Origin of the sequence: Achromobacter piechaudii NBRC 102461, assembly GCF_001571245.1 — a bacterium.
GTDB classification, from domain to species: domain Bacteria; phylum Pseudomonadota; class Gammaproteobacteria; order Burkholderiales; family Burkholderiaceae_B; genus Achromobacter; species Achromobacter piechaudii.
Genome location: NZ_BCTK01000027.1, coordinates 1 through 607 on the forward strand (window position 1 = coordinate 1; position 607 = coordinate 607).

Here is a 607-nt window from a genome sequence, read left to right on the forward strand (position 1 = left end):
AATTGCCGGTAGCCGAATCGAAAGTCTGGCCGGGAACAGCCGGATCCACCGTCATCGGTGCATCGGGAACGGCCGTCACCGTGATGCTGACCGTCGCCGTTTCAACCGCACCACCCGAAGTCACCGTGTAGGTGAAGCTGGTGGAACCGTTGTAGTTGGCAGCCGGCGCAAAGTCGAGCGTGCCATCGGCTTTGAGCGTGACCATCCCGTTCGCCACCGCAACCGGTGTGCCGACGACAACCGCGTTACCGTCGATGGCGGTGATCGTATGACCCGCGTTCTCGAACGTGTCGTTCGCGTTGACGTTGATGTTGACCGGCGTGTCCTCGTTGGTCGTGATCGTATCGTTGGCAATATCCACTACCGCCGACACCGTCACGCTGACCGTCGAAGACGTCACGTGGCCGGTGCCGTCGTCGATGCTCACGACGAAGCTGTCCGAACCGTAGTAGTCCGCCGTCGGCGTGTAGGTGTACGCGCCGGTGGTAGCGTTGACGGTTACCGTGCCGTGCGCGGGCGCGGTGCCGACGCTATAGGTCAGCGGGTCGCCATCGCCATCCGTCGCCAAGACCTGGCCAGTAACGGCCGTGTCTTCCGTGGTCGTCGT

The 607-nt window shown here is 62.9% G+C and carries 1 protein-coding gene; it reads right to left on the bottom strand.

Annotation, left to right across the window (positions count from 1 at the left end):
• A partial coding sequence (locus API01S_RS28620) for an Ig-like domain-containing protein (RefSeq protein WP_156487211.1) occupies nt 1-607 on the bottom strand: 607 nt, incomplete at both ends.